Genomic DNA, 20260 nt, shown 5'->3' with positions numbered 1-20260 from the left:
CTATACTGATTTTACAACGTAGAACGTGAAAGGATGATTTCGATGAAAGAATATCAACAAAACAAAGGCTATCGTGCCTTAGTCAACGCCGCCTTGCTCAGCGGCATCGGCATGAGTTTATTTAATATCGTCTTTGTAGTTTATGCCAGTACATTACCCTTTAATGCCCTTGCTGTTTCCTTAGCCTCCATGGCCCTGCTGGTCCCTGATCTCTTACGAATCCTGACGGGCTATCTAGCCGATCGTACCAAAAACAAAGTGCAATGGATGATCAGCAGTCGACTATTACAAGGAGTACTTTTTGTAGCACTCACTTTTTTGATCCAATTGCCGCCTAGTTTATGGTCTTTCTTCCTTTTGCTAGGCATCAACATTGTATCTGATTGTTTGGGCGCTTATTGTTCTGGGTTACAGTTGCCCTATGTTCGCCGTCTTGTGCCTGCTGACGCCTTAGACAGTGCCATGGGTTTTCAAATGGCGTGTCAAACCACCGTTCAAATCGTCTTTCAAGGGATCGGTGCTTGGGGGATCGTTTTACTGAATAATAATTTTGCCGCTTTTGGTTTGATCAATGCCGTGACGTTTTTCTTAGCCACAATCGTGATTTTCTGGAACCGCTCGCTCTTTTATGCGGTGCCTGGGAAAATCAATCAAGCACCAACACCACTCTTTCAGAATTTCTCGGAAACCTTTAAATTATTGACTGGTACGGCTTTTCTTAAAAAGATGATCCTATTTGCCTTATTGATCAATACCTTAGCCGCTAGTACGAGCGGTCTACTAAATCTCCAGTTGTTGGATGACCTTGCGCTTTGGTTTGCCACTTATGGTAACACCGTTGCGATGGCAGGTATCGCTACTTCGATCGGTATGGTCGCCGGTGCCTTGTTTGCTGCCGACTGGTTCAAGAATACCGGTCTGGTTCGCTTGATTACGTATACCGCTTTCGTTTTATGTCTGTTGACCTTGAATTTTCTCTTCCTGCATAACCGTTGGCTCATGATTGTGCTGCTCTTTGCTGAAGGCTACCTGATTGGGAAAATCAATCCCCGCTTTTCGGCACATCTGATTCGTGAGATCGATGAAGAACATCTCGCCATCAGCAGCGGGATCTTTTCCACCATCGTGATGCTAGGGGGACCCGTCGGTCAAATGGTCTTTTTAGGCATCGGCAATCGCTATCACGTTGCTTGGAGCTGGCTGCTTTACTTGCTTTTCGCATTTTTAGTAGCCATCGCCGCCTTAGTCGCTGCCAGTACTTTAGAAAAAAACCCCACTACTGCAGCACCTAAAAACGCGGCGGCAAGGACTGAAGATTGGCAAGAAACTACCCCTGTTTTGCCTGAGAAAAAATAAAAACACAAGCTTTCGCTTTCTCTTGTTGGATAAGAGCAGCGAAGCTTGTGTTTTTCCTTATTCATAGGCAACGTGAACCAAATACAATCCTTCTGGATGAGCTGTGGGTCCTGCCGCATTTCGGTCTTTTTGCGCAATGATTGCAGGAATACTGTCAGGTGCGAGGCATCCATTGCCGATTTTCAGCAATGTGCCCACCATGATCCGAATCATCTTATACAAAAATCCATCGCCGCGAAAGGTAAAAATCAACTCATCTCCAGCGTCATTGACCGCCATGGACGCCTCATGGATCGTCCGTGTTTTGTCATCGACGGAACTGCCCGTCGCACAAAAACTGGTAAAGTCATGGGTGCCTAAAAAATCTGGCAACGCTCGTTGGATTTTTTCCAAATCTAGCGGATACGGATAATAGCTGGCATAATGGCGGCGGAAAGGACTGCGGGGTTTCCCAATATCTACCCGAAACTGGTAGGTTTTTTCAATGACTAAGTAGCGGGCATGGAAGGTATCGTCAACGATCTCCACCGATTTTACCGCAACATCTTCTGGCGTTTGGGTATCTAAACCAAAGCGCATTTTTTCCAGTGGACGCTTTTGAGGGAAATCGAAGTGGATCACTTGCCCTTGCGCATGGACCCCCGCATCGGTGCGGCCAGAGCCATGAATCTGGATCGGCTGCCCATTGTTCATCTTCGTTAATGTCTTTTCAATCTCTTCTTGAACCGTTCGTCCATTGGGTTGACGCTGAAATCCTTGAAAATTCGTGCCATCATAAGCGATCGTCGCTTTATAGCGGACCATTGAATCACCTGTTTCTTTCTATTTTTTCAAAAAAAGGCCTATGAGAAAAGTCTGATCGATCGACAGGCCTTTTCGAACCAGCCGCTGGGATCGCCAGCAGCCTCGTTGCTTCGTTAAGAACCTTTCGTGGGTTGACTTCAATCATAGGTCTTCGATTATCCTCTTAAGAACACTAATGCTACTGTAAAGAGCGCAAAAACGATGACAACCAATGTGTCCCGTTGATGCCAGTGCAAAATACGATACTTGGTACGCCCTTCGCCGCCTTGATAGCCTCTGGCTTCCATAGCGGTAGCTAGATCTTCCGCACGGTTAAAGCTGCTGACAAATAAAGGAATCAATAAAGGAACGATCGCCTTCATCTTCTGCAACAGTCCCCCTTCACCGAAATCGACCCCGCGGGCACGCTGAGCATTCATAATTTTTTCTGTTTCATCCATCAGGGTCGGCACAAAGCGCAACGCAATCGACAGCATCAGTGAGATTTCATGGACAGGGAACCGGATCGCTTTTAAAGGACGCAAAATGTATTCGATCGCATCTGAAAGCTCTAATGGGGGCGTCGTTAACGTCAACAGAGTCGACATGAAAATGATCAAAACAAAACGACAAAAAATAAAGATCCCATTTTGGACACCAAATTCTGTGATGTTAAAGATCCACCAAGACCAGTAGACGTCGCCGCCGGTAGTAAATAAAATCTGTAACGCCACGGTAAACAAAATCAGCCAAATCAAAGGACGAACGCCGCGAATAAAGAAGCCAAAATCGATTTTTGAAAAGGAAATACAAAAGAGCGTAAAAGCACCCGCTAATAAATAGCTTTGCCAATTATTCGCCAAAAAGATAATCGCGATAAAATAAAAACTAGCAATCAATTTGACCCGTGGATCTAAACGGTGGATCAAGGAGTCCCCGGGAATAAAACGACCGAAAATCAATTTATTCATCATGGGCAGTCGCCCCCTTTGCTACTAAAACATCTGCCAGCTCATCAGCTGTTAGTGGTAACTGCTCAAATGCCAGTCCTCTGGCTTGTAGTTGTTCCGCAAATGCGGTTGCTGTCGGTACCCCCAACTGCTTTTCTTGCAACCAGGCAGTATCTTGAAACACAACGGACGGCGTGCCGGCTTTGACGAGACGGCCCTTTTCTAACACATAGACATAATCAGCATAGTTTGCCACATCATCCATCAAGTGGGTCACTAAAATGATCGTCATGTTCTTTTCCCGATGCAGGCGATCAAACATTTCCATCATCTCTTTGCGTCCTTGTGGATCTAAGCCCGCTGTCGGCTCGTCTAAGACCAAAACTTCTGGTTCCATAGCTAAGACCCCAGCAATCGCTACACGGCGCATTTGGCCCCCTGAAAGGTCAAATGGTGAACGTTCCAGAAAACTTTCATCTAAACCTACCAATTGAATGTATTCTTGGGCTAATCCTTTGGCTGCTTCTTCGGAGACCCCAAAGTTTTTCGGTCCAAAAGCGATATCTCTCGCCACGGTTTCTTCAAATAATTGGGATTCAGGAAATTGAAAAACGATCCCAACTTTTTTACGTAACGGTTTTAGATTTTTGTTGTCTGTCTCGGGTTTGATGACTCGCTCACCGATCGTGACCGTGCCAGTCGTTGGTTTTAATAATGCATTCAAGTGCTGCAGCAACGTAGATTTTCCGCTACCCGTATGACCGACTAAGGCGGTATAAGAGCCTTCTTTGATCTCTAAATCGATATCGAACAAAACCCGTTGTTCAAACGGAGAATGCGGTTGGTAGGTGAATCCTACTTGTTCAAAACGGATGTCCATAGCCAATCCACCATCCCTTCTTCAGTTAAGTACGCTTGTGGTACCGTGATGCCCCGCTGTTTTAGTGCCGCCTTTAATTTTTCAGGAAACGGCAGATCTAAGCCTAGCTCAATCAGTTCCGGACCTGCAGAAAAAATCTCTGCGGGTGTCCCTTCGCGAACGAGCTCTCCTTGACGCATCACTAGCACCCGATTGGCGTTGGCTGCTTCATCGATATCATGGGTGATCGATAGCACGGTCAAATTGTTTTTCTCTTTGATTTTTTTGATCGTTGCGATCACTTCTTCACGGCCTTCTGGATCTAGCATACTAGTGGCTTCATCAAGAATGATGATATCTGGGCGCAATGCAACGACGCCGGCAATGGCTACCCGCTGTTTTTGACCACCAGAAAGACGCGCGGGTTCCCGGGTCGCAAACTCGCTCATCCGTACTTGTTCCAGAGCGTCTTTGACACGAACCAGCATTTCTTCTCGCGGGATTCCTTGATTTTCCAAACCGAAAGCCACATCATCTTCCACCGTCGAACCAACGAATTGATTGTCAGGGTTTTGAAAGACCATACCGACCATTTTTCGAATATTCCAGATATTTTCTTCATTCAAAGGCAATTCGCCGACAGAAACACTGCCTTCTTGTGGCAAGATCAAGCCATTGATGGTTTTTGCTAAAGTTGATTTACCAGAGCCGTTATGGCCGATCAACGCCACCCATTCCCCTTTGTTGATGGAAAAGGATACGTTATTTAACGCGGCACGCTCTTCTTCGCTATAACGCACAGTAATAGCATTCAATTCAATGATTGGCTTCATGATAGACTCCTTCATTTGCGATTAATTCTTTCTAACACTACCAAAAAAGCGCACGTTTTTCAATGATTCACGCACGATTTGTCTCCAGATCTTTTTTTCACTTGCCATCACCTGTCTTGACAGGTAATCGAAAGTAAAAAAAAAGCACTTTATGATGAGTGCGTACACCTCGAAATACATCGAGGTGTAGGCGCTGAGCTAGACTCGGAAAGTTTCTTCCAACATCATAACACTCTTAGTAAACATCTATAAAGTGATGATAAGTGTGATTTTAAACAAGTTCTAGGATAACCATTGGTGCAGCATCTCCGCGTCTTGGTTCTGTTTTCAAGATACGAGTATATCCACCTTGGCGATCTGTGTAACGAGGAGCGATATCATTGAATAATTTTTGTAATGCTGATTCAATAACTACTTCTTCGTTTTCTTCACGTACACTTGCAACTTCATTACGAACGAATGCTGCTGCTTGACGACGTGCATGCAAATCACCACGTTTACCTAAAGTGATCATTTTTTCTGCAGTTGAACGAACTTCTTTCGCACGAGCTTCAGTCGTAACGATACGTTCGTTAATGAATAAATCAGTTGTCAAATCACGCAACATCGCTTTACGTTGGCTAGATGTGCGTCCTAGTTTACGATAACTCACGTGGTTTCCCTCCTTCACTTTCGAATGTTGTATCGGTCAGACGAACCGAACTAACGTAATCGAAAACGGTTTAATCGTCTTTACGTAGTCCTAAACCTAAATCATGTAATTTCACTTTGACCTCTTCAAGAGATTTACGGCCTAAGTTTCTTACTTTGATCATTTCTGGTTCAGATTTGTTTGTCAATTCTTGTACAGTATTGATTCCTGCACGTTTTAGACAGTTGTATGAACGAACAGATAAGTCTAATTCTTCGATCGTCATTTCCAACATTTTTTCTTTTTGTGTTTCTTCTTTTTCAACCATGATTTCAGCGTTTTTCGCTTCATCCGTTAGGTTAACAAAGATGTCTAAATGTTCAGTCATGATCTTCGCAGACAAACTCATTGCTTCCAATGGTTCGATTGAGCCATCAGTCCATATTTCCATCGTTAATTTGTCGAAATCATCCCGACGACCGACACGTGTGTTTTCTACTTGGTAGTTGACACGACGTACTGGTGTATAGATTGAATCGACTGGAAGAACGCCGATCGGCATGTCTTCTTTTTTGTTTTCGTCCGCTTGAACGTAGCCGCGGCCAGGTTTCACTGTTAAGCGAGCATGGAACGTAGCACCTTCAGAAACGGTACAGATATACATATCTTTGTTAAGGATTTCTACATCACTATCAACGATGATATCGCCAGCAGTTACTGTAGCAGGTCCTGAAATATCAATTTCAAGGGTCTTTTCTTCATCCCCGTACATTTTCAATGCAAGACCTTTAATATTCAAGATGATTTGAGCAACGTCTTCCCGAACACCCTTAACAGTTGAGAATTCGTGTAAAACTCCATCGATTTGAATATTGGTGATTGCCGCACCAGGTAAAGAAGATAATAAAATACGACGTAGGGAATTTCCTAGTGTAGTTCCGTAGCCTCTTTCAAGAGGTTCCACGATGAACTTGCCATAATCTTTGTCTTCATCAATCTTTGCGATTCTTGGTTTTTCGAATTCAATCATTCTTATCTATTACCCCTTTCAAAACGAAAAGTGTCTTGTTCAATGACGTTTTTGTTACACTCAAAATGAGCAGCACTCATTAAACACGACGGCGTTTTGGAGGGCGGCATCCATTATGAGGGACTGGAGTCACGTCACGGATCGCACTCACTTCCAAACCTGCTGCTTGTAATGAACGAATTGCTGCTTCACGTCCAGAACCAGGTCCTTTAACTGTTACTTCAACAGTTCTTAATCCGTGTTCCATTGCTGCTTTGGTAGCTGTTTCTGCTGCCATTTGAGCGGCAAAAGGAGTAGATTTTTTGCTTCCTTTGAAACCTAATGAACCAGCTGATGACCATGCTAATGCATTACCATGAGTATCAGTGATCATTACGATTGTATTATTGAATGTTGAGTGAATATGTGCAATACCCGCTTCAATATTCTTTTTCACACGGCGTTTACGACTCACTTTTTTTGCTGCCATGAAGTTTTAACCTCCTTCACTTAGGAATTATTTTTTCTTGCCTGCGACTGTTTTAGACGGGCCTTTACGAGTACGTGCATTGTTTTTCGTGTTTTGTCCACGAACTGGCAATCCACGGCGATGACGGATCCCACGGTAAGAACCGATTTCCATCAATCGTTTGATGTTTAAGTTCACTTCACGACGAAGGTCACCTTCAACTTTTAATTTATCAACTTCTGCACGGATAGCATCTGTTTGTTCATTCGTTAAATCACGAACGCGAACTTCTTCAGACACGCCAGCGTCAGCTAAAATTTGTTTTGCAGTCGTGTTACCAATACCATAGATATAAGTAAGTGAAACGACCACACGTTTATCACGAGGAATATCTACTCCTGCAATACGAGCCATATTTGTTACACCTCCGATTATCCTTGACGTTGTTTATGTTTTGGATTTGCTGGGCAAATCACCATAACGCGTCCTTTACGACGAATTACTTTACAATGTTCGCACATTGGTTTTACTGATGGTCTTACTTTCATGATAATACCTCCTGTGGTTTTACGGAGTACAATTATTTAAAGCGATAAGTAATGCGGCCACGGTTCAGATCATACGGGGATAATTCCACCGTCACTTTGTCTCCAGGTAAAATACGAATGTAGTGCATCCGGATCTTACCAGAAACGGTCGCTAGAACTTGGTGTCCGTTTTCCAATTCTACTTTAAACATTGCATTCGGCAAAGTTTCGACGACTGTACCTTCGACTTCAATCATATCTTCTTTTGCCACGCACAGTACCTCCTTGTACTTGTGATTTTCACACGATAAAATGGCGGAAACTCGGTTCCCACCTGATATTCTCAAACTATGCTCCTACTTAATAAAAAGTAGAAGTCGGACTGACATATTCTATCATATCCTGTCAAAGATTTCAAGAGAAAGTTTTAAGCTGCAAGTTGGACTCGGGCAATCTATGATTAGTCAATGATCTTTTGAACATCTTCGAATACAGCGTCGATGTCGCGATCCCCATCAATCGATTGCAATAACCCTTTGTCTTTGTAATAAGTCAAAATTGGTTCACTGCTTTTGATATTGACAGCTAGACGATTTTTGACCGTCTCAGGCTTATCATCTTCACGCTGGTAGAAGTCATGACTTCCACATCGATCACATGTTCCTTCCTCTTTTGGAGGATTGAACAATTTATGATAAGTTGCCCCACAATTGCGGCACATGAAGCGGCCGGCTAAACGTTCTACAAGAACTTCTTCAGGAACATGAATATCAATAACGGCATCAAGTTTTTTGTTAAGGTCAGCTAGCATCTCATCTAACGCTTTTGCTTGATCCAATGTACGAGGAAAACCATCTAATAAGAAACCTTTCTCGGTATCAGGTTCAGCTAAACGTTCTTTAACGATCCCATTTGTAACCTCATCAGGAACTAATGCGCCTTGATCCATGTATGATTTTGCTTTTAGGCCTAGTTCTGTTTCGTTCGCCATCGCAGCCCGAAACATATCGCCTGTTGAAATATGAGGAAGACCGTATTCAGCAACGATACGTTCTGCCTGAGTACCTTTTCCAGCACCAGGTAATCCCATTAAAATGAAGTTCATTCTAATTCCTCCTGTAAGTTTTTGAATAGTGTTGAGGAAATCCTCAACACTTCAATAACTTTAATTGATGAAACCAGTATATTTCCGTTTCAGCATAAGCCCTTCTAACTGCTTGGCAGTATCAAGTGCCACACCGATAATGATCAATAGACTCGTTCCACCTAGTCCGATCGATTGCGGTAGATTCCAAGCCATCTGAGCGATGATTGGAAGTAAAGCAACCAATCCTAAAAAGATCGATCCAACCGTGCTTAATCGCATCAACAAACGCGATACATATTCTTCGGTTCCTTTACCAGGACGCACACTCGGAATGTAACTTCCTTGTTTTTGCAAGTTTTCCGCTAATTTCTCAGGGTTCACTTGAACAAATGCGTAGAAGAAAGTAAACGCAACGATCAAGACAGTATAGATGATCGCACCCGGTACAGTGTTGTAACTAAAGATCGTTTGCACCACTTCGTACCAAGTTTCTCCTCTATATGAACTACCTAATGCTTGAATGATCGCATTTGGTGTTGTAATAAAAGAACTGGCAAAGATAACTGGGATAACCCCGGCAGCATTTACTTTCAAAGGAAGGTAACTGCTGGTAGGCGCTCCTGCTACCCGTTTTGTATATTGGATCGGAATCTTGCGTTCTGCTTGTTGAACATACGTTACTAAAGTAATGACGATCAACACAGCGATCACAAGCAGCGCCATAAAGATAGCATTTAGCCAGATATCCGATTGTTCCACGTTAATGAAGTAATCTTCAATCAATTCTTTGATGCTTGCTGGTAAGCGTGAAATGATCCCTGCAAAGATGATCATTGACACACCGTTTCCGATACCACGCTCGGTGATCTGCTCTCCTAACCAAGTGACTAACATCGTTCCGGCTGTTAAAATCAGACCGATCACGATATAGGTTGCCATATTAGGATTGTTTACAAACCCGAGTTGAGTGTAATAGTTAAATCCAGCCGTTAATGTCATGGATTGGACAAAGCCCAATACCAACGTCAAGTAACGTGTTGCCTGATTTAATTTCTTACGACCCACTTCACCTTGCTTCGACCATTCAACAAATTTAGGGACGATATCCATCTGCAACAACTGAATGACAATTGAGGCAGTGATGTAAGGGGAAACCCCCATCGAGAAAATCGAAAATTGTTGCATGGCGCCACCACTTACCAAGTTCAACATGTTTAAAAATGGTAGATCCGCGATGGTATTTAGGCGACTTGCGTCTACGCCTGGCACAGTAATATGTGTTCCCAGACGAAAGACAAACAAGATTAAGACGGTGAACAATATTCTGGATCTAATATCCTTAACCTTAAAGGCATCCTTCAATAGTCTGATCATTAGATCACCTCGATTGATCCACCAGCAGCAACGATTGCTTCTTCAGCTGCTTTTGAGAATTTAGCTGCTTTCACAGTCAATTTCTTCGTTAATTCTCCGTTAGCTAATACTTTGATTCCAGCTTTTTCGTCTTTGACGATTCCAGCTTCGTGTAAAGCAACAGGTGTTACTTCAGCACCGTCTTCAAAGCGGTTCAAGACATCAAGATTGATGACTGCATATTCTTTGCGGTTCACATTTGTAAAGCCACGTTTTGGTAAACGACGGAACAATGGTGTTTGTCCACCTTCGAATCCTAGACGTACTCCGCCGCCTGAACGAGCTTTTTGACCTTTTTGTCCACGTCCAGCTGTTTTACCGTTACCAGATGAAGTTCCTCGACCGACACGGTTACGTACTTGGCGTGAGCCTTCTGATGGTTTTAATTCATGAAGTTTCATAGGTTTGGCACCTCCTTAATCAAACTAGATCTGCTGATCCTTAGACCTCTTCAACGTCCACTAAGTGAGAAACAGTGTTAACCATGCCTTTGATTGCATCATTAGCAGGTTTTACAACTGTTGAATTCAACTTTGTAAGACCTAACGCTTTGACAGTATCACGTTGGTTTTGGGGACGTCCGATAATACTGCGTTTTAAAGTAATTTTCAATTCAGCCATTATAGTGTCCTCCTTAACCGATTAATTCTTCTACTGATTTGCCGCGAAGTGCTGCCACTTCTTCAGCGCGTTTTAATTGTTTTAAACCTTCAACTGTTGCGCGAACAACGTTGATTGGTGTGTTAGAACCTAAAGATTTAGATGTGATATCAGCTACCCCAGCTAATTCCAATACGGCACGAACTGGTCCACCAGCAGCTACCCCAGAACCTTCTACAGCAGGTTTCATAAGGATGCGTCCGCCGCCGAATACACCGATAACTTCGTGAGGGATTGTAGAACCAACCATTGGTACTTCCACCAAGTTTTTCTTCGCGTCTTCGATTGCTTTACGGATTGCTTCTGGTACTTCTTGTGCTTTACCAGTACCGAAACCTACGTGTCCGTTTTTGTCACCGACAACAACTAATGCAGCAAAACGTAGACGACGTCCACCTTTAACAACTTTAGTTACACGGTTGATCGCAACAACGCGGTCTTCTAATTCCAAATGTTTTGGATCAATATAAACCATGAATGGTGTTCCTCCTTCTCTTAAAATTCCAGTCCATTTTCGCGAGCTGCTTCAGCTAAAGCTGCTACACGGCCATGGTAAAGGTATCCACCACGGTCAAAGACTACTTCTTTAATACCTTTTGCTGCTGCACGTTCTGCGACTAATTTACCGACAGCTTGTGCTTGTTCAGTTTTTGTTGCACCTGAAACTTCTTTGTCTAAGGCAGAGGCACTTGCTAGCGTCACACCCGCTACGTCATCAATTACTTGTGCGTAGATGTTTTTGTTCGAACGGAACACGTTTAAGCGTGGGCACTCAGCAGTACCAGAGATTTTGTTACGTACACGACGATGTCTTTTCTGACGTGTCTTGTTTTTATCTGGTTTTGTAATCACAATTTGTCACCTCTTTTAATTTTGCTAGCCTAAGCTGCTAGTCGTAAAGAATTACGACTATTTACCAGTTTTACCTTCTTTACGGCGTACAAATTCGCCAACATAACGAATTCCTTTGCCTTTATAAGGTTCTGGAGGACGAACGCCACGGATATTGGCAGCCAATTCGCCAACGACTTCTTTATCTGATCCTTTAACGATCACAGAAGTGTTTGAAGGAACTTCGATTTCGATTCCAGCTGGCGCTTCGATTTCAACTGGATGAGAGTAACCAACGTTCAATACAAGTTTTTTCCCTTGTAATTGAGCACGGTACCCAACCCCAATTAATTCTAACGCTTTTTGGAAACCTTCAGAAACACCAACAACCATGTTGTTGAAGTTTGCACGGGTAGTTCCGTGGATAGTTTTCATTTCTTTACTATCATTTGGACGAGTGAATGTTACTTCGTTTCCTTCGATATTCATTGTGATATCAGAAGAGAAAGTACGTGTTAATTCACCTTTAGGTCCTTTAACTGTAATGTCGTTTCCGTTTTGCTTGATTTCAACACCAGCAGGAAGAACGACGATCTTATTACCGATACGACTCACTTAGAGGCACCTCCTTGTGGAATATTTTAAATTACCATACATAAGCGACTACTTCGCCGCCAACATTTTTTGCTCTAGCTTCTTTGTCAGTGATTACACCGTCAGAAGTTGAGATAATCGCGATTCCTAGACCATTCAATACTTTTGGTACTTCGTCAGCTTTGACATAAGCACGCAAGCCTGGTTTAGAGATACGTTTTAAGTTTGTGATAACACGTTCACCGTTTTTACCGTATTTAAGAAATACGCGGATCACGCCTTGTTTGTCATCTTCAATGTATTCAACATCGCGAACGAAACCTTCACGTTTCAAGATTTCAGCGATATCACGTTTGATTTTTGAAGCAGGTACTTCTAGGCTTTCGTGTTTAACCATGTTTGCGTTACGCACGCGCGTTAGAAAATCTGCAATTGGATCTGTCATGACCATGGGATAATTTACCTCCTTTATGCGAGTATAGTTTACCAGCTAGCTTTCTTCACGCCGGGAATTTGTCCTTTATAGGCAAGTTCGCGGAAGCAAATACGGCAAAGATGAAATTTACGATAAACTGAATGTGGACGTCCGCAACGTTCACAACGAGTGTATTCTTGCGTTGAGAATTTAGCAGGGCGTTTGTTTTTAGCAATCATTGATTTTTTAGCCACGTAGTTCGCCTCCTTTTTTTATTTTTGGAATGGCATGCCTAATTGTGTCAACAATTCACGAGATTCTTCATCTGTGTTTGCTGTTGTTACAATCACGATATCCATACCACGTACTTTGTCGATCAAATCATAATCTACTTCAGGGAAAATCAATTGTTCTTTGATACCTAAAGTGTAGTTTCCGCGTCCGTCGAACGCTTTTTTGCTCACACCGTGGAAGTCACGGACACGTGGCAATGACACACTTACTAGTTTATCTAAGAATTCATACATTCTTTCGCCGCGTAGTGTTACTTTCGCACCGATTGGCATTCCTTCACGTAAACGGAATCCTGCGATAGATTTTTTCGCTTTTGTGATCAATGGTTTTTGACCTGAGATCAATTGTAATTCTTCAACAGCTTTGTCTAAGTTTTTAGCATTAGAAACAGCGTCACCGACACCCATGTTGATAACGATTTTATCAACTTTTGGTGCTTCCATGATTGAGCTGTAGTTAAATTTGTCCATTAATGATGGGACAACTTCTTTTGAATATTTTTCTTTAAGGCGGTTCATCTGTTAGCCCCTCCTTCCTTCATCAGATTATTTATCAAGAACTTCTCCGGTTTTCTTAGAAACGCGGACTTTTTTGCCGTCAACTTCTTTGTAACCGACACGCGTAGCTTCACCGTTCGATGGATCAACCACCATCACGTTAGAAACATGAATTGGTGCTTCCATTTCAACGATTCCGCCTTGAGGAGCAGTTTGAGAAGGTTTTTGGTGTTTTTTGACAACATTGACACCTTCAACAACGACTTTGTCTTTTTTAGGAAACGCTGCTAGCACAACGCCTTCTTTGTTTTTGTCTTTACCAGTGATAACTTTAACTTTATCGCCTTTTTTAACAAACATGTTTGTTTCGCACCTCCTTTAGATAAGAATCACTATTACAATACTTCTGGTGCTAGGGAAACGATCTTCATAAAGTTGCCTTCACGCAATTCGCGGGCAACTGGGCCAAAGATACGAGTTCCACGAGGGCTCTTATCGTCACGGATAATAACCGCAGCATTTTCATCGAATTTGATGTATGAACCGTCTGTACGACGAGCTCCTGATTTAGTACGAACGATAACGGCTTTAACGACGTCACCTTTTTTGACAACCCCACCTGGCGTTGCTTGTTTAACCGTAGCAACAATCACGTCACCAATATTGGCAGTTTTACGACCAGATCCGCCAAGGACTTTGATCGTTAGAATTTCACGGGCACCTGAGTTGTCCGCCACTCTTAATCGGCTTTCTGCTTGGATCACGATGTGTATCCTCCTTTCAGATTTTGCAATTCACAATCTATATAGGAAAATCTCGTGTGATTAGATAATCACTGCCTTTTCAACAATCTCTACTAGACGGAAACGTTTCGTAGCTGATAATGGACGAGTTTCCATAATTTTCACGATATCGCCAACTTTTGCTTCGTTGTTTTCATCGTGTGCTTTGTATTTCTTAGAATAGTTCAGACGTTTGCCGTAGATAGGGTGGTTTTTCTTTGTTTCAACGACAACAGTGATAGTTTTATCCATTTTGTCTGATACCACGCGACCTTGGTAAACTTTGCGTTGATTTCTTTCTTCAGTCATACGCTAAATGGCCTCCTTCCACTATTACTTAGCTTGTTCACGCAATACTGTTTTAATGCGTGCAATCGATTTACGTACTTCTTTGATACGTGCAGTGTTTTCTAATTGACCTGTTGCTAATTGGAATCTAAGATTGAACAATTCTTCTTTCAATTGTTTTTCTTGATCTAGCATTTCGGCAGTGGTTAATTCTCTGATTTCTTTAACCTTCATTCGATTCACCACCCATTTCCTCACGTTTTACGATCTTCGTTTTCACTGGTAATTTGTGAGAAGCAAGACGTAGCGCTTCGCGCGCAACTTCTTCAGGTACACCGGCAATTTCAAACATGATTTTACCACGTTTAACTGGTGATACCCATCCTTCAGGAGCCCCTTTACCAGAACCCATACGTACCCCGATAGCTTTGGCAGTATAAGATTTGTGAGGGAAAATTTTGATCCATACTTTCCCGCCACGTTTCATATAACGAGTCATTGCGATACGGGCAGCTTCGATTTGACGGTTTGTGATCCAGTGTGATTCAACAGCTTGTAAGCCGTATTCACCGAATGCTACTTCTTTTCCGCCTTTCGCTTCGCCACGCATTTTTCCGCGGAACTCACGACGGTGTTTTACACGTTTAGGTACTAACATGTTTATTTCCCTCCTTTCTCAGTGTTCTTTTTAGTTGGAAGAACTTCTCCACGATAAATCCACACTTTAACTCCTAGTTTTCCGTATGTTGTATCTGCTTCTTCCCATGCGTAATCAATGTCCGCACGTAATGTATGAAGTGGAACGGTTCCTTCTGAGTAACCTTCTGAACGCGCGATATCCGCACCATTTAGACGGCCAGAAACTTGTGTTTTGATTCCTTTAGCGCCAGAACGCATTGTGCGTTGGATCGCTTGTTTTTGCGCACGACGGAAAGCAACACGGTTTTCTAATTGACGTGCGATTCCTTCGCCTACTAATTTAGCATCTAAATCTGGTTTTTTGATTTCAACGATGTTGATGTGAACTCGTTTGCCAGTTAGGCTATTTAATTCTTTTCTTAGGTTTTCGACTTCAGATCCGCCTTTACCGATAACCATACCTGGTTTAGCTGTGTGGATTGAAATATTCACGCGGTTTGCTGCACGCTCGATCTCAACTGTAGACACAGCGGCATCAGCAAGTTTAGATGCGATAAATTTACGGATTTTCAAATCTTCATGTAGAAATTCAGCATACTCTTTTTCAGCATACCATTTAGCATCCCAGTCACGGATGATGCCTACACGCATTCCAATTGGATGTACTTTTTGACCCACTGATTGTCCCTCCTTATTTTTCTGATACGACTACAGTAATATGACTTGTACGTTTGTTGATCGGTGAAGCTGAACCTTTCGCACGTGGACGGAAACGTTTCATCGTTGGTCCTTCGTTTACGAATGCTTCAGAAACAATCAAGTTTTCAACATCTAAGTCAAAATTATTTTCTGCATTGGCAATAGCTGACATCAAGACTTTCTCGATGATTCCAGCTGCTTTATTTGGTGTGAACTTTAAGATCGCGATTGCTTCAGCAACGCTTTTCCCTCTGATTAAGTCAATAACTAGACGAGATTTACGAGGAGAAACGCGGACTGTTTTAGCAGTTGCTTTCGCTGATGTGATTTGTTCTGCCATTTTTGGATATCCTCCCCTCAAAATTAGCGTCTTGTTTTCTTATCATCGGCAGCATGTCCGCGATAAGTTCTTGTTGGTGCAAATTCACCTAATTTGTGTCCTACCATGTCTTCTTGGATGTAAACTGGTACATGTTTCCGTCCATCATACACAGCAATTGTAAATCCGATAAAATTAGGGAAAATTGTAGAACGACGTGACCAAGTTTTGATCACTTTTTTCTTTTCAGCGCCTTCTTGTGCTTCGACCTTTTTCATCAAATGGTCATCGACAAAAGGTCCTTTTTTCAAACTACGACCCATGGTGTACCTCCTCTCAAAATGTGCGACACACGGTCAAGTATATTACTTAGTTTTACGACGACGAACGATAAGTTTGTCTGATTTTGCTTTTTTGTTACGTGTTTTGTAACCAAGTGCAGGTTGTCCCCAAGGAGAAACTGGTGCTTTACGTCCGATTGGTGCTTTACCTTCACCACCACCGTGTGGGTGATCATTAGGGTTCATTACGCTACCACGTACAGTTGGGCGTTTGCGCATCCAACGAGAACGACCGGCTTTACCGATGTTGATCAATTCGTGTTGTTCATTACCAACAGAACCGATTGTTGCACGACATGATGCTAAGATCATCCGTACTTCACCAGAGTTCAAGCGGATCAATACGTATTTGCCTTCTTTACCAAGTACTTGAGCACTTGTTCCAGCTGAACGAATCAATTGTCCACCTTTACCAGGTTTCATTTCGATGTTGTGGATAACAGTACCGACTGGAATATTTTCTAGTGGTAATGCATTCCCTACTTTAATATCTGCATCTGGACCAGAAACGACAGTCATGCCAACTTCTAATCCTTTAGGTGCTAAGATGTATGCTTTTACTCCATCCTCGTAATGTACTAACGCAATGTTAGCAGAACGGTTTGGATCATATTCAATCGTTTTAACCGTAGCAACGACGTTGTCTTTGTTACGTTTGAAATCGATCAAACGGTATTGACGTTTGTGACCGCCACCTTGATGACGAACCGTGATACGTCCGTTGTTGTTACGACCAGCATTGTTTTTCAAAGGAGCTAACAATGTTTTTTCTGGTGTTGAAGTTGTGATTTCAGCGAAATCAGAACTTGTCATATTACGACGGCCGTTCGTGGTAGGTTTGTACTTTTTAATCGCCACGTCTTTTTCCCTCCCATGTAAAGTTTATGCGTGAGTTGCTTATTCAGCAGCTTCGAAAATTTGGATTTCTTTAGAATCTTCAGTTAAAGTCACAACAGCTTTGCGACGTTTTTTTGTATATCCTGCATATTTACCCATGCGTTTGAATTTCGGACGAACGTTGATGATGTTCACGTTTGCCACTTTCACTCCGTCAAAGGCAGCTTCTACAGCTTGTTTTACTAAAGTTTTGTTAGCTTTTGTGTCCACTTCAAAAGTGTATTTCTTGTCATCCATGGCAAGCATTGATTTTTCAGTGATCACTGGGCGTTTAATAACGTCTAGTAAGTTCATTATGCAAGCACCTCCTCGATCTGAGTAAGAGCAGTTTGTGTCACTAACATTTTGTCGTTAGAAACGATGTCTAAAACACTAATGTTATCAGCAGTAACTACAGAAACTTTTGGCAAGTTGCGCGCAGATAAAGCGGCAAAGTCGTTTTCAGATTCTAAAACTACCAATACTTTAGAGTCAATTGTCAAGTTAGCTAAAACTTGTTTGAATTCTTTTGTTTTTGGAGCATCAAAGCTTAATCCTTCTACTGCTACCAAGTTATTTGAAGCAACTTTTTCTGACAATACAGATTTCATTGCTAAGCGACGAACTTTTTTAGGAAGTTTGTAGCTGTATGAACGTGGTGTTGGTCCGAAGACTACGCCACCTCCACGCCATTGTGGTGAACGGATTGAACCTTGACGGGCACGTCCAGTTCCTTTTTGGCGCCATGGTTTACGGCCACCGCCACGAACGGCACTGCGGTTTTTCACAGCGTGTGTTCCTTGTCTTAATGAAGCGCGTTGCATGATGATTGCATCATAGACAACTGATTCATTTGGTTCGATTCCGAAGATTTCTTCGTTCAATGTAATTTCGCCATTTTGGCTTCCATCTTGTTTGAATAATGCTACATTCGGCATTCCTTAGTTCCTCCTTTCTTCCTATCTACTTATTTAGCTTTCACAGCTGATTTGATTGTAATCAATGATTTTTTCGCGCCAGGTACATTACCTTTGATCAAGATAACGTTGCGTTCTGCGTCTACGCGTACGATTTCCAAGTTTTGGATCGTGATGCGATTTCCGCCCATACGTCCAGCAAGACGTTTGTTTTTGAATACACGGTTAGGTGCAACTGGACCCATTGATCCAGGACGACGGTGGTAACGAGAACCGTGAGCCATTGGTCCGCGGCTTTGTCCGTGACGTTTGATAACGCCTTGGAATCCTTTACCTTTCGAAGTGCCGGTTACATCGATGATGTCTCCTGCTTCAAAAATATCAACTTTGATTTCTGATCCTACTTCTAAGCCCTCTAGCTCTACATTCTTGAATTCGCGAATGAAGCGCTTAGGAGCCGTGTTTGCTTTTGCAACATGACCTTTCGCAGGTTTGTTAGACAAAACTTCACGCATATCTTGGTAGCCGACTTGAATTGCTTCGTAGCCGTCATTTTCGATTGTTTTCACTTGTAGCACTACGTTTGGTGTAGCTTCTACTACAGTTACTGGAATCAATTCGCCAGATTCAGTGAAGATTTGAGTCATTCCCACTTTTTTCCCTAAGATTCCTTTGGTCATGATTACACCTCCATCTTAATTATTATAGTTTGATTTCGATATTAACACCGCTTGGCAAGTCTAGCTTCATTAAAGCATCAACAGTTTTTGGTGTTGGATTCACAATGTCGATTAGACGTTTGTGTGTACGCATTTCGAATTGTTCGCGTGAATCTTTGTATTTGTGCGTCGCACGGATGATCGTGTACAAGCTGCGTTCAGTTGGTAATGGAATTGGACCAGATACGCCAGCTCCAGTTCTCTTTGCAGTTTCTACGATTTTATCCGCTGATTGATCTAAAATACGATGTTCATACGCTTTTAAACGGATACGAATTTTTTGTTTTGCCATTGTTTTCCCTCCCTCGCCTATTTTGAAAAGTAGACATAGCTCCACGAAAATTTTCCGTCACGCTCGTCCATGGCAAAGCGTCCGGGCGTGTCGCAACCTCTCGTTTCGTAGCCGGCAGAAAATTTCTTTGCTGCCAGTGTGACTTACGTATTTACGTAAACAGCACCTTTATGATTATATTACGGATAAACATTGATTGCAAGCTTTTTTTATGGGAAAACCGGGATTCTTTTGCATTTCTTTCAGAAAATTTTCTTTTGGTTTCGTAACACAAAAAAAGAAGCGTTGACCGCTTCTTCATTTCCTATTTATATAGAAGAAAACCTGCTATTGCGGCGCTTCCTCATTCATACGGCTTTGGGCGTGGGTATAGGCACCATGCCACACATGGCCCACATAAGGATTGATGACCACTCCTTCTTTGATCGCCGCTGTGACAAAGGCTTTCGCTAAGCGAACACTTTCCTCGACGGGTTTGCCTTTTGCAAGACCGGCAGCGATTGCCGCTGAAAAGGTGCAGCCTGCCCCATGATTGAAATCAGTAGCGATTTTTTCACTTTCCAACAGGAGGAAGGATTCTCCATCATAAACAAGGTCGATGGCTTTTGCTCCTGGCAATCGATGACCGCCTTTGATCACGACGTATTTAGCACCTAATTTATAGATTTTTTCAGCAGCTTGCTTCATGGCTTCCACACTCGTCAAATCACCCAAACCTGAAAGAATCCCCGCTTCTACTAAATTAGGGGTGACAACATCTGCTAAAGGCAACAAATGCGTGATGATGGCATCAACACTTTTCGGCTGTAAGATTTCTGCAGTCCCTTTACAAGCAATGACGGGATCGATCACCACATTTTTGACTTGCTGCTGTTGAATCATCTTCGCTGCCTGTACAATATTGTCTTCATTGCCTAACATCCCCGTTTTAAGGGCATCCATCGGATCACCTGCAAAGGCGGAGATCAATTGTTTTTCGACAAGCGCTGGTTCCATTGCTGTTACTTCATGGCTCCAACCCGCTTGTGGATCCATCGTGACGATCGAAGCGATCGTGGCAAAACCAAAGACACCATACTCCTGAAACGTTTTTAAATCTGCTTCGATACCGGCACCACCGGTTGAATCGGACCCGGCAATTGATAGGACTTTTTCCATCTTCTTCATCTCCTTGTGCTTT

Annotated in this window: 35 protein-coding genes; 1 reads left to right on the top strand and 34 read right to left on the bottom strand. The window is 42.7% G+C overall.

All coding sequences use genetic code 11. The annotated features are described in order from the left end of the window. The first annotated feature begins 42 nt into the window (after positions 1-42). Positions 43-1356: an MFS transporter gene (locus tag ACI3E5_RS01555; RefSeq protein ID WP_252704761.1), complete on the top strand. Its 1314-nt coding sequence runs from the start codon at positions 43-45 to the stop codon at positions 1354-1356. Positions 1357-1413: 57 nt separating this feature from the next. Here ACI3E5_RS01555 and truA read toward each other — a convergent pair whose 3' ends face one another. The 34 genes from truA to thiD all read right to left on the bottom strand — a co-directional run bounded on the left by truA (position 1414) and on the right by thiD (position 20238). Beyond that, complete coding sequence (gene truA / locus ACI3E5_RS01550) at positions 1414-2160, bottom strand: tRNA pseudouridine(38-40) synthase TruA (protein WP_498820724.1); 747 nt, start codon at positions 2158-2160, stop codon at positions 1414-1416. Between the two features lie 155 nt (positions 2161-2315). Continuing rightward, positions 2316-3113, bottom strand: a complete 798-nt coding sequence (locus tag ACI3E5_RS01545) for an energy-coupling factor transporter transmembrane component T family protein (protein ID WP_005227113.1) — start codon at positions 3111-3113, stop codon at positions 2316-2318. Then, on the bottom strand, positions 3103-3969 hold the full coding sequence (locus ACI3E5_RS01540) for an energy-coupling factor ABC transporter ATP-binding protein (RefSeq protein WP_005232516.1): 867 nt from the start codon (positions 3967-3969) through the stop codon (positions 3103-3105). The genes ACI3E5_RS01545 and ACI3E5_RS01540 overlap by 11 nt, the downstream gene beginning before the upstream one ends. Then, entirely contained in the window at positions 3945-4781 is an 837-nt protein-coding gene (locus tag ACI3E5_RS01535) for an energy-coupling factor ABC transporter ATP-binding protein (protein ID WP_077453906.1), read from the bottom strand. Before ACI3E5_RS01535 ends, ACI3E5_RS01540 begins: the two co-directional genes overlap by 25 nt. A 271-nt stretch (positions 4782-5052) precedes the next feature. Continuing rightward, positions 5053-5433: a 50S ribosomal protein L17 gene (rplQ, locus tag ACI3E5_RS01530; RefSeq protein WP_003128038.1), complete on the bottom strand. Its 381-nt coding sequence runs from the start codon at positions 5431-5433 to the stop codon at positions 5053-5055. Positions 5434-5503: 70 nt separating this feature from the next. Next, positions 5504-6442 (bottom strand): DNA-directed RNA polymerase subunit alpha, encoded by a 939-nt coding sequence (locus ACI3E5_RS01525; RefSeq protein ID WP_008376367.1) that lies wholly within the window; start codon positions 6440-6442, stop codon positions 5504-5506. Positions 6443-6521: 79 nt separating this feature from the next. Then, a complete protein-coding gene (rpsK, locus tag ACI3E5_RS01520) occupies positions 6522-6911 on the bottom strand; it encodes a 30S ribosomal protein S11 (protein ID WP_005227104.1) in 390 nt (129 codons plus the stop codon). 27 nt (positions 6912-6938) lie between these two features. Next, positions 6939-7304 (bottom strand): 30S ribosomal protein S13, encoded by a 366-nt coding sequence (gene rpsM, locus ACI3E5_RS01515; RefSeq protein ID WP_005227102.1) that lies wholly within the window; start codon positions 7302-7304, stop codon positions 6939-6941. A gap of 17 nt (positions 7305-7321) precedes the next feature. After that, on the bottom strand, positions 7322-7438 hold the full coding sequence (gene rpmJ / locus ACI3E5_RS01510; RefSeq protein ID WP_002288710.1) for a 50S ribosomal protein L36: 117 nt from the start codon (positions 7436-7438) through the stop codon (positions 7322-7324). 32 nt (positions 7439-7470) lie between these two features. Next, entirely contained in the window at positions 7471-7689 is a 219-nt protein-coding gene (gene infA / locus ACI3E5_RS01505; protein WP_002288695.1) for a translation initiation factor IF-1, read from the bottom strand. Between the two features lie 188 nt (positions 7690-7877). Continuing rightward, positions 7878-8522, bottom strand: coding sequence for an adenylate kinase (locus ACI3E5_RS01500; RefSeq protein WP_005227100.1), 645 nt, complete (start codon positions 8520-8522; stop codon positions 7878-7880). Positions 8523-8582: 60 nt separating this feature from the next. Then, the gene (secY, locus tag ACI3E5_RS01495) at positions 8583-9878 is read right to left on the bottom strand and encodes a preprotein translocase subunit SecY (protein ID WP_144771003.1); all 1296 of its coding nucleotides are present in this window, start codon (positions 9876-9878) and stop codon (positions 8583-8585) included. After that, positions 9878-10318 carry a 50S ribosomal protein L15 gene (gene rplO / locus ACI3E5_RS01490; RefSeq protein WP_003128016.1) on the bottom strand — a complete coding sequence of 147 codons (441 nt, stop codon included), beginning with the start codon at positions 10316-10318 and terminating at the stop codon, positions 9878-9880. Before rplO ends, secY begins: the two co-directional genes overlap by 1 nt. A gap of 40 nt (positions 10319-10358) precedes the next feature. Beyond that, on the bottom strand, positions 10359-10538 hold the full coding sequence (rpmD, locus tag ACI3E5_RS01485) for a 50S ribosomal protein L30 (RefSeq protein ID WP_003128015.1): 180 nt from the start codon (positions 10536-10538) through the stop codon (positions 10359-10361). Between the two features lie 13 nt (positions 10539-10551). Further along, the gene (gene rpsE / locus ACI3E5_RS01480) at positions 10552-11052 is read right to left on the bottom strand and encodes a 30S ribosomal protein S5 (RefSeq protein ID WP_003128014.1); all 501 of its coding nucleotides are present in this window, start codon (positions 11050-11052) and stop codon (positions 10552-10554) included. 20 nt (positions 11053-11072) lie between these two features. Next, positions 11073-11429, bottom strand: a complete 357-nt coding sequence (gene rplR, locus ACI3E5_RS01475) for a 50S ribosomal protein L18 (RefSeq protein ID WP_081118833.1) — start codon at positions 11427-11429, stop codon at positions 11073-11075. Positions 11430-11486: 57 nt separating this feature from the next. Then, on the bottom strand, positions 11487-12023 hold the full coding sequence (gene rplF / locus ACI3E5_RS01470; RefSeq protein ID WP_005227095.1) for a 50S ribosomal protein L6: 537 nt from the start codon (positions 12021-12023) through the stop codon (positions 11487-11489). 31 nt (positions 12024-12054) lie between these two features. Further along, on the bottom strand, positions 12055-12453 hold the full coding sequence (gene rpsH / locus ACI3E5_RS01465) for a 30S ribosomal protein S8 (RefSeq protein ID WP_005227093.1): 399 nt from the start codon (positions 12451-12453) through the stop codon (positions 12055-12057). Positions 12454-12485: 32 nt separating this feature from the next. Further along, positions 12486-12671, bottom strand: coding sequence for a type Z 30S ribosomal protein S14 (locus ACI3E5_RS01460; RefSeq protein ID WP_003128010.1), 186 nt, complete (start codon positions 12669-12671; stop codon positions 12486-12488). An 18-nt stretch (positions 12672-12689) separates the two neighbouring features. Further along, positions 12690-13229 carry a 50S ribosomal protein L5 gene (gene rplE, locus ACI3E5_RS01455; protein ID WP_005227088.1) on the bottom strand — a complete coding sequence of 180 codons (540 nt, stop codon included), beginning with the start codon at positions 13227-13229 and terminating at the stop codon, positions 12690-12692. Positions 13230-13256: 27 nt separating this feature from the next. Then, positions 13257-13568, bottom strand: a complete 312-nt coding sequence (rplX, locus tag ACI3E5_RS01450; protein ID WP_003128007.1) for a 50S ribosomal protein L24 — start codon at positions 13566-13568, stop codon at positions 13257-13259. Positions 13569-13603: 35 nt separating this feature from the next. After that, entirely contained in the window at positions 13604-13972 is a 369-nt protein-coding gene (gene rplN, locus ACI3E5_RS01445; RefSeq protein ID WP_003128006.1) for a 50S ribosomal protein L14, read from the bottom strand. 60 nt (positions 13973-14032) lie between these two features. Next, positions 14033-14299, bottom strand: coding sequence for a 30S ribosomal protein S17 (rpsQ, locus tag ACI3E5_RS01440; RefSeq protein ID WP_003128005.1), 267 nt, complete (start codon positions 14297-14299; stop codon positions 14033-14035). 24 nt (positions 14300-14323) lie between these two features. Further along, positions 14324-14512 carry a 50S ribosomal protein L29 gene (gene rpmC / locus ACI3E5_RS01435; RefSeq protein WP_002288664.1) on the bottom strand — a complete coding sequence of 63 codons (189 nt, stop codon included), beginning with the start codon at positions 14510-14512 and terminating at the stop codon, positions 14324-14326. Beyond that, a complete protein-coding gene (gene rplP, locus ACI3E5_RS01430; protein WP_005226918.1) occupies positions 14502-14936 on the bottom strand; it encodes a 50S ribosomal protein L16 in 435 nt (144 codons plus the stop codon). The genes rpmC and rplP overlap by 11 nt, the downstream gene beginning before the upstream one ends. A gap of 2 nt (positions 14937-14938) precedes the next feature. Further along, positions 14939-15595, bottom strand: a complete 657-nt coding sequence (gene rpsC, locus ACI3E5_RS01425) for a 30S ribosomal protein S3 (RefSeq protein ID WP_005226916.1) — start codon at positions 15593-15595, stop codon at positions 14939-14941. Positions 15596-15608: 13 nt separating this feature from the next. After that, positions 15609-15956, bottom strand: coding sequence for a 50S ribosomal protein L22 (gene rplV / locus ACI3E5_RS01420; RefSeq protein WP_003127973.1), 348 nt, complete (start codon positions 15954-15956; stop codon positions 15609-15611). 23 nt (positions 15957-15979) lie between these two features. Beyond that, positions 15980-16258: a 30S ribosomal protein S19 gene (gene rpsS / locus ACI3E5_RS01415; protein WP_005226914.1), complete on the bottom strand. Its 279-nt coding sequence runs from the start codon at positions 16256-16258 to the stop codon at positions 15980-15982. A gap of 42 nt (positions 16259-16300) precedes the next feature. Continuing rightward, positions 16301-17134 (bottom strand): 50S ribosomal protein L2, encoded by an 834-nt coding sequence (gene rplB, locus ACI3E5_RS01410; RefSeq protein ID WP_005226912.1) that lies wholly within the window; start codon positions 17132-17134, stop codon positions 16301-16303. 39 nt (positions 17135-17173) lie between these two features. Further along, complete coding sequence (locus ACI3E5_RS01405; protein ID WP_005226911.1) at positions 17174-17467, bottom strand: 50S ribosomal protein L23; 294 nt, start codon at positions 17465-17467, stop codon at positions 17174-17176. Further along, on the bottom strand, positions 17467-18090 hold the full coding sequence (gene rplD, locus ACI3E5_RS01400) for a 50S ribosomal protein L4 (RefSeq protein WP_005226910.1): 624 nt from the start codon (positions 18088-18090) through the stop codon (positions 17467-17469). The genes ACI3E5_RS01405 and rplD overlap by 1 nt, the downstream gene beginning before the upstream one ends. Positions 18091-18119: 29 nt before the next feature. Next, positions 18120-18749: a 50S ribosomal protein L3 gene (gene rplC, locus ACI3E5_RS01395; protein WP_003127967.1), complete on the bottom strand. Its 630-nt coding sequence runs from the start codon at positions 18747-18749 to the stop codon at positions 18120-18122. Between the two features lie 22 nt (positions 18750-18771). Further along, positions 18772-19080, bottom strand: a complete 309-nt coding sequence (gene rpsJ / locus ACI3E5_RS01390) for a 30S ribosomal protein S10 (RefSeq protein ID WP_003127966.1) — start codon at positions 19078-19080, stop codon at positions 18772-18774. 327 nt (positions 19081-19407) lie between these two features. Beyond that, a complete protein-coding gene (gene thiD, locus ACI3E5_RS01385; protein ID WP_252704777.1) occupies positions 19408-20238 on the bottom strand; it encodes a bifunctional hydroxymethylpyrimidine kinase/phosphomethylpyrimidine kinase in 831 nt (276 codons plus the stop codon). Positions 20239-20260: the final 22 nt, after the last annotated feature.

This window comes from Candidatus Enterococcus avicola, from assembly GCF_047470845.1.
Classification (GTDB): Bacteria; Bacillota; Bacilli; order Lactobacillales; family Enterococcaceae; genus Enterococcus_D; species Enterococcus_D casseliflavus.
Note: the sequence above shows the minus strand (reverse complement) of the source record. Positions and strands in the feature narration are given on the sequence as shown.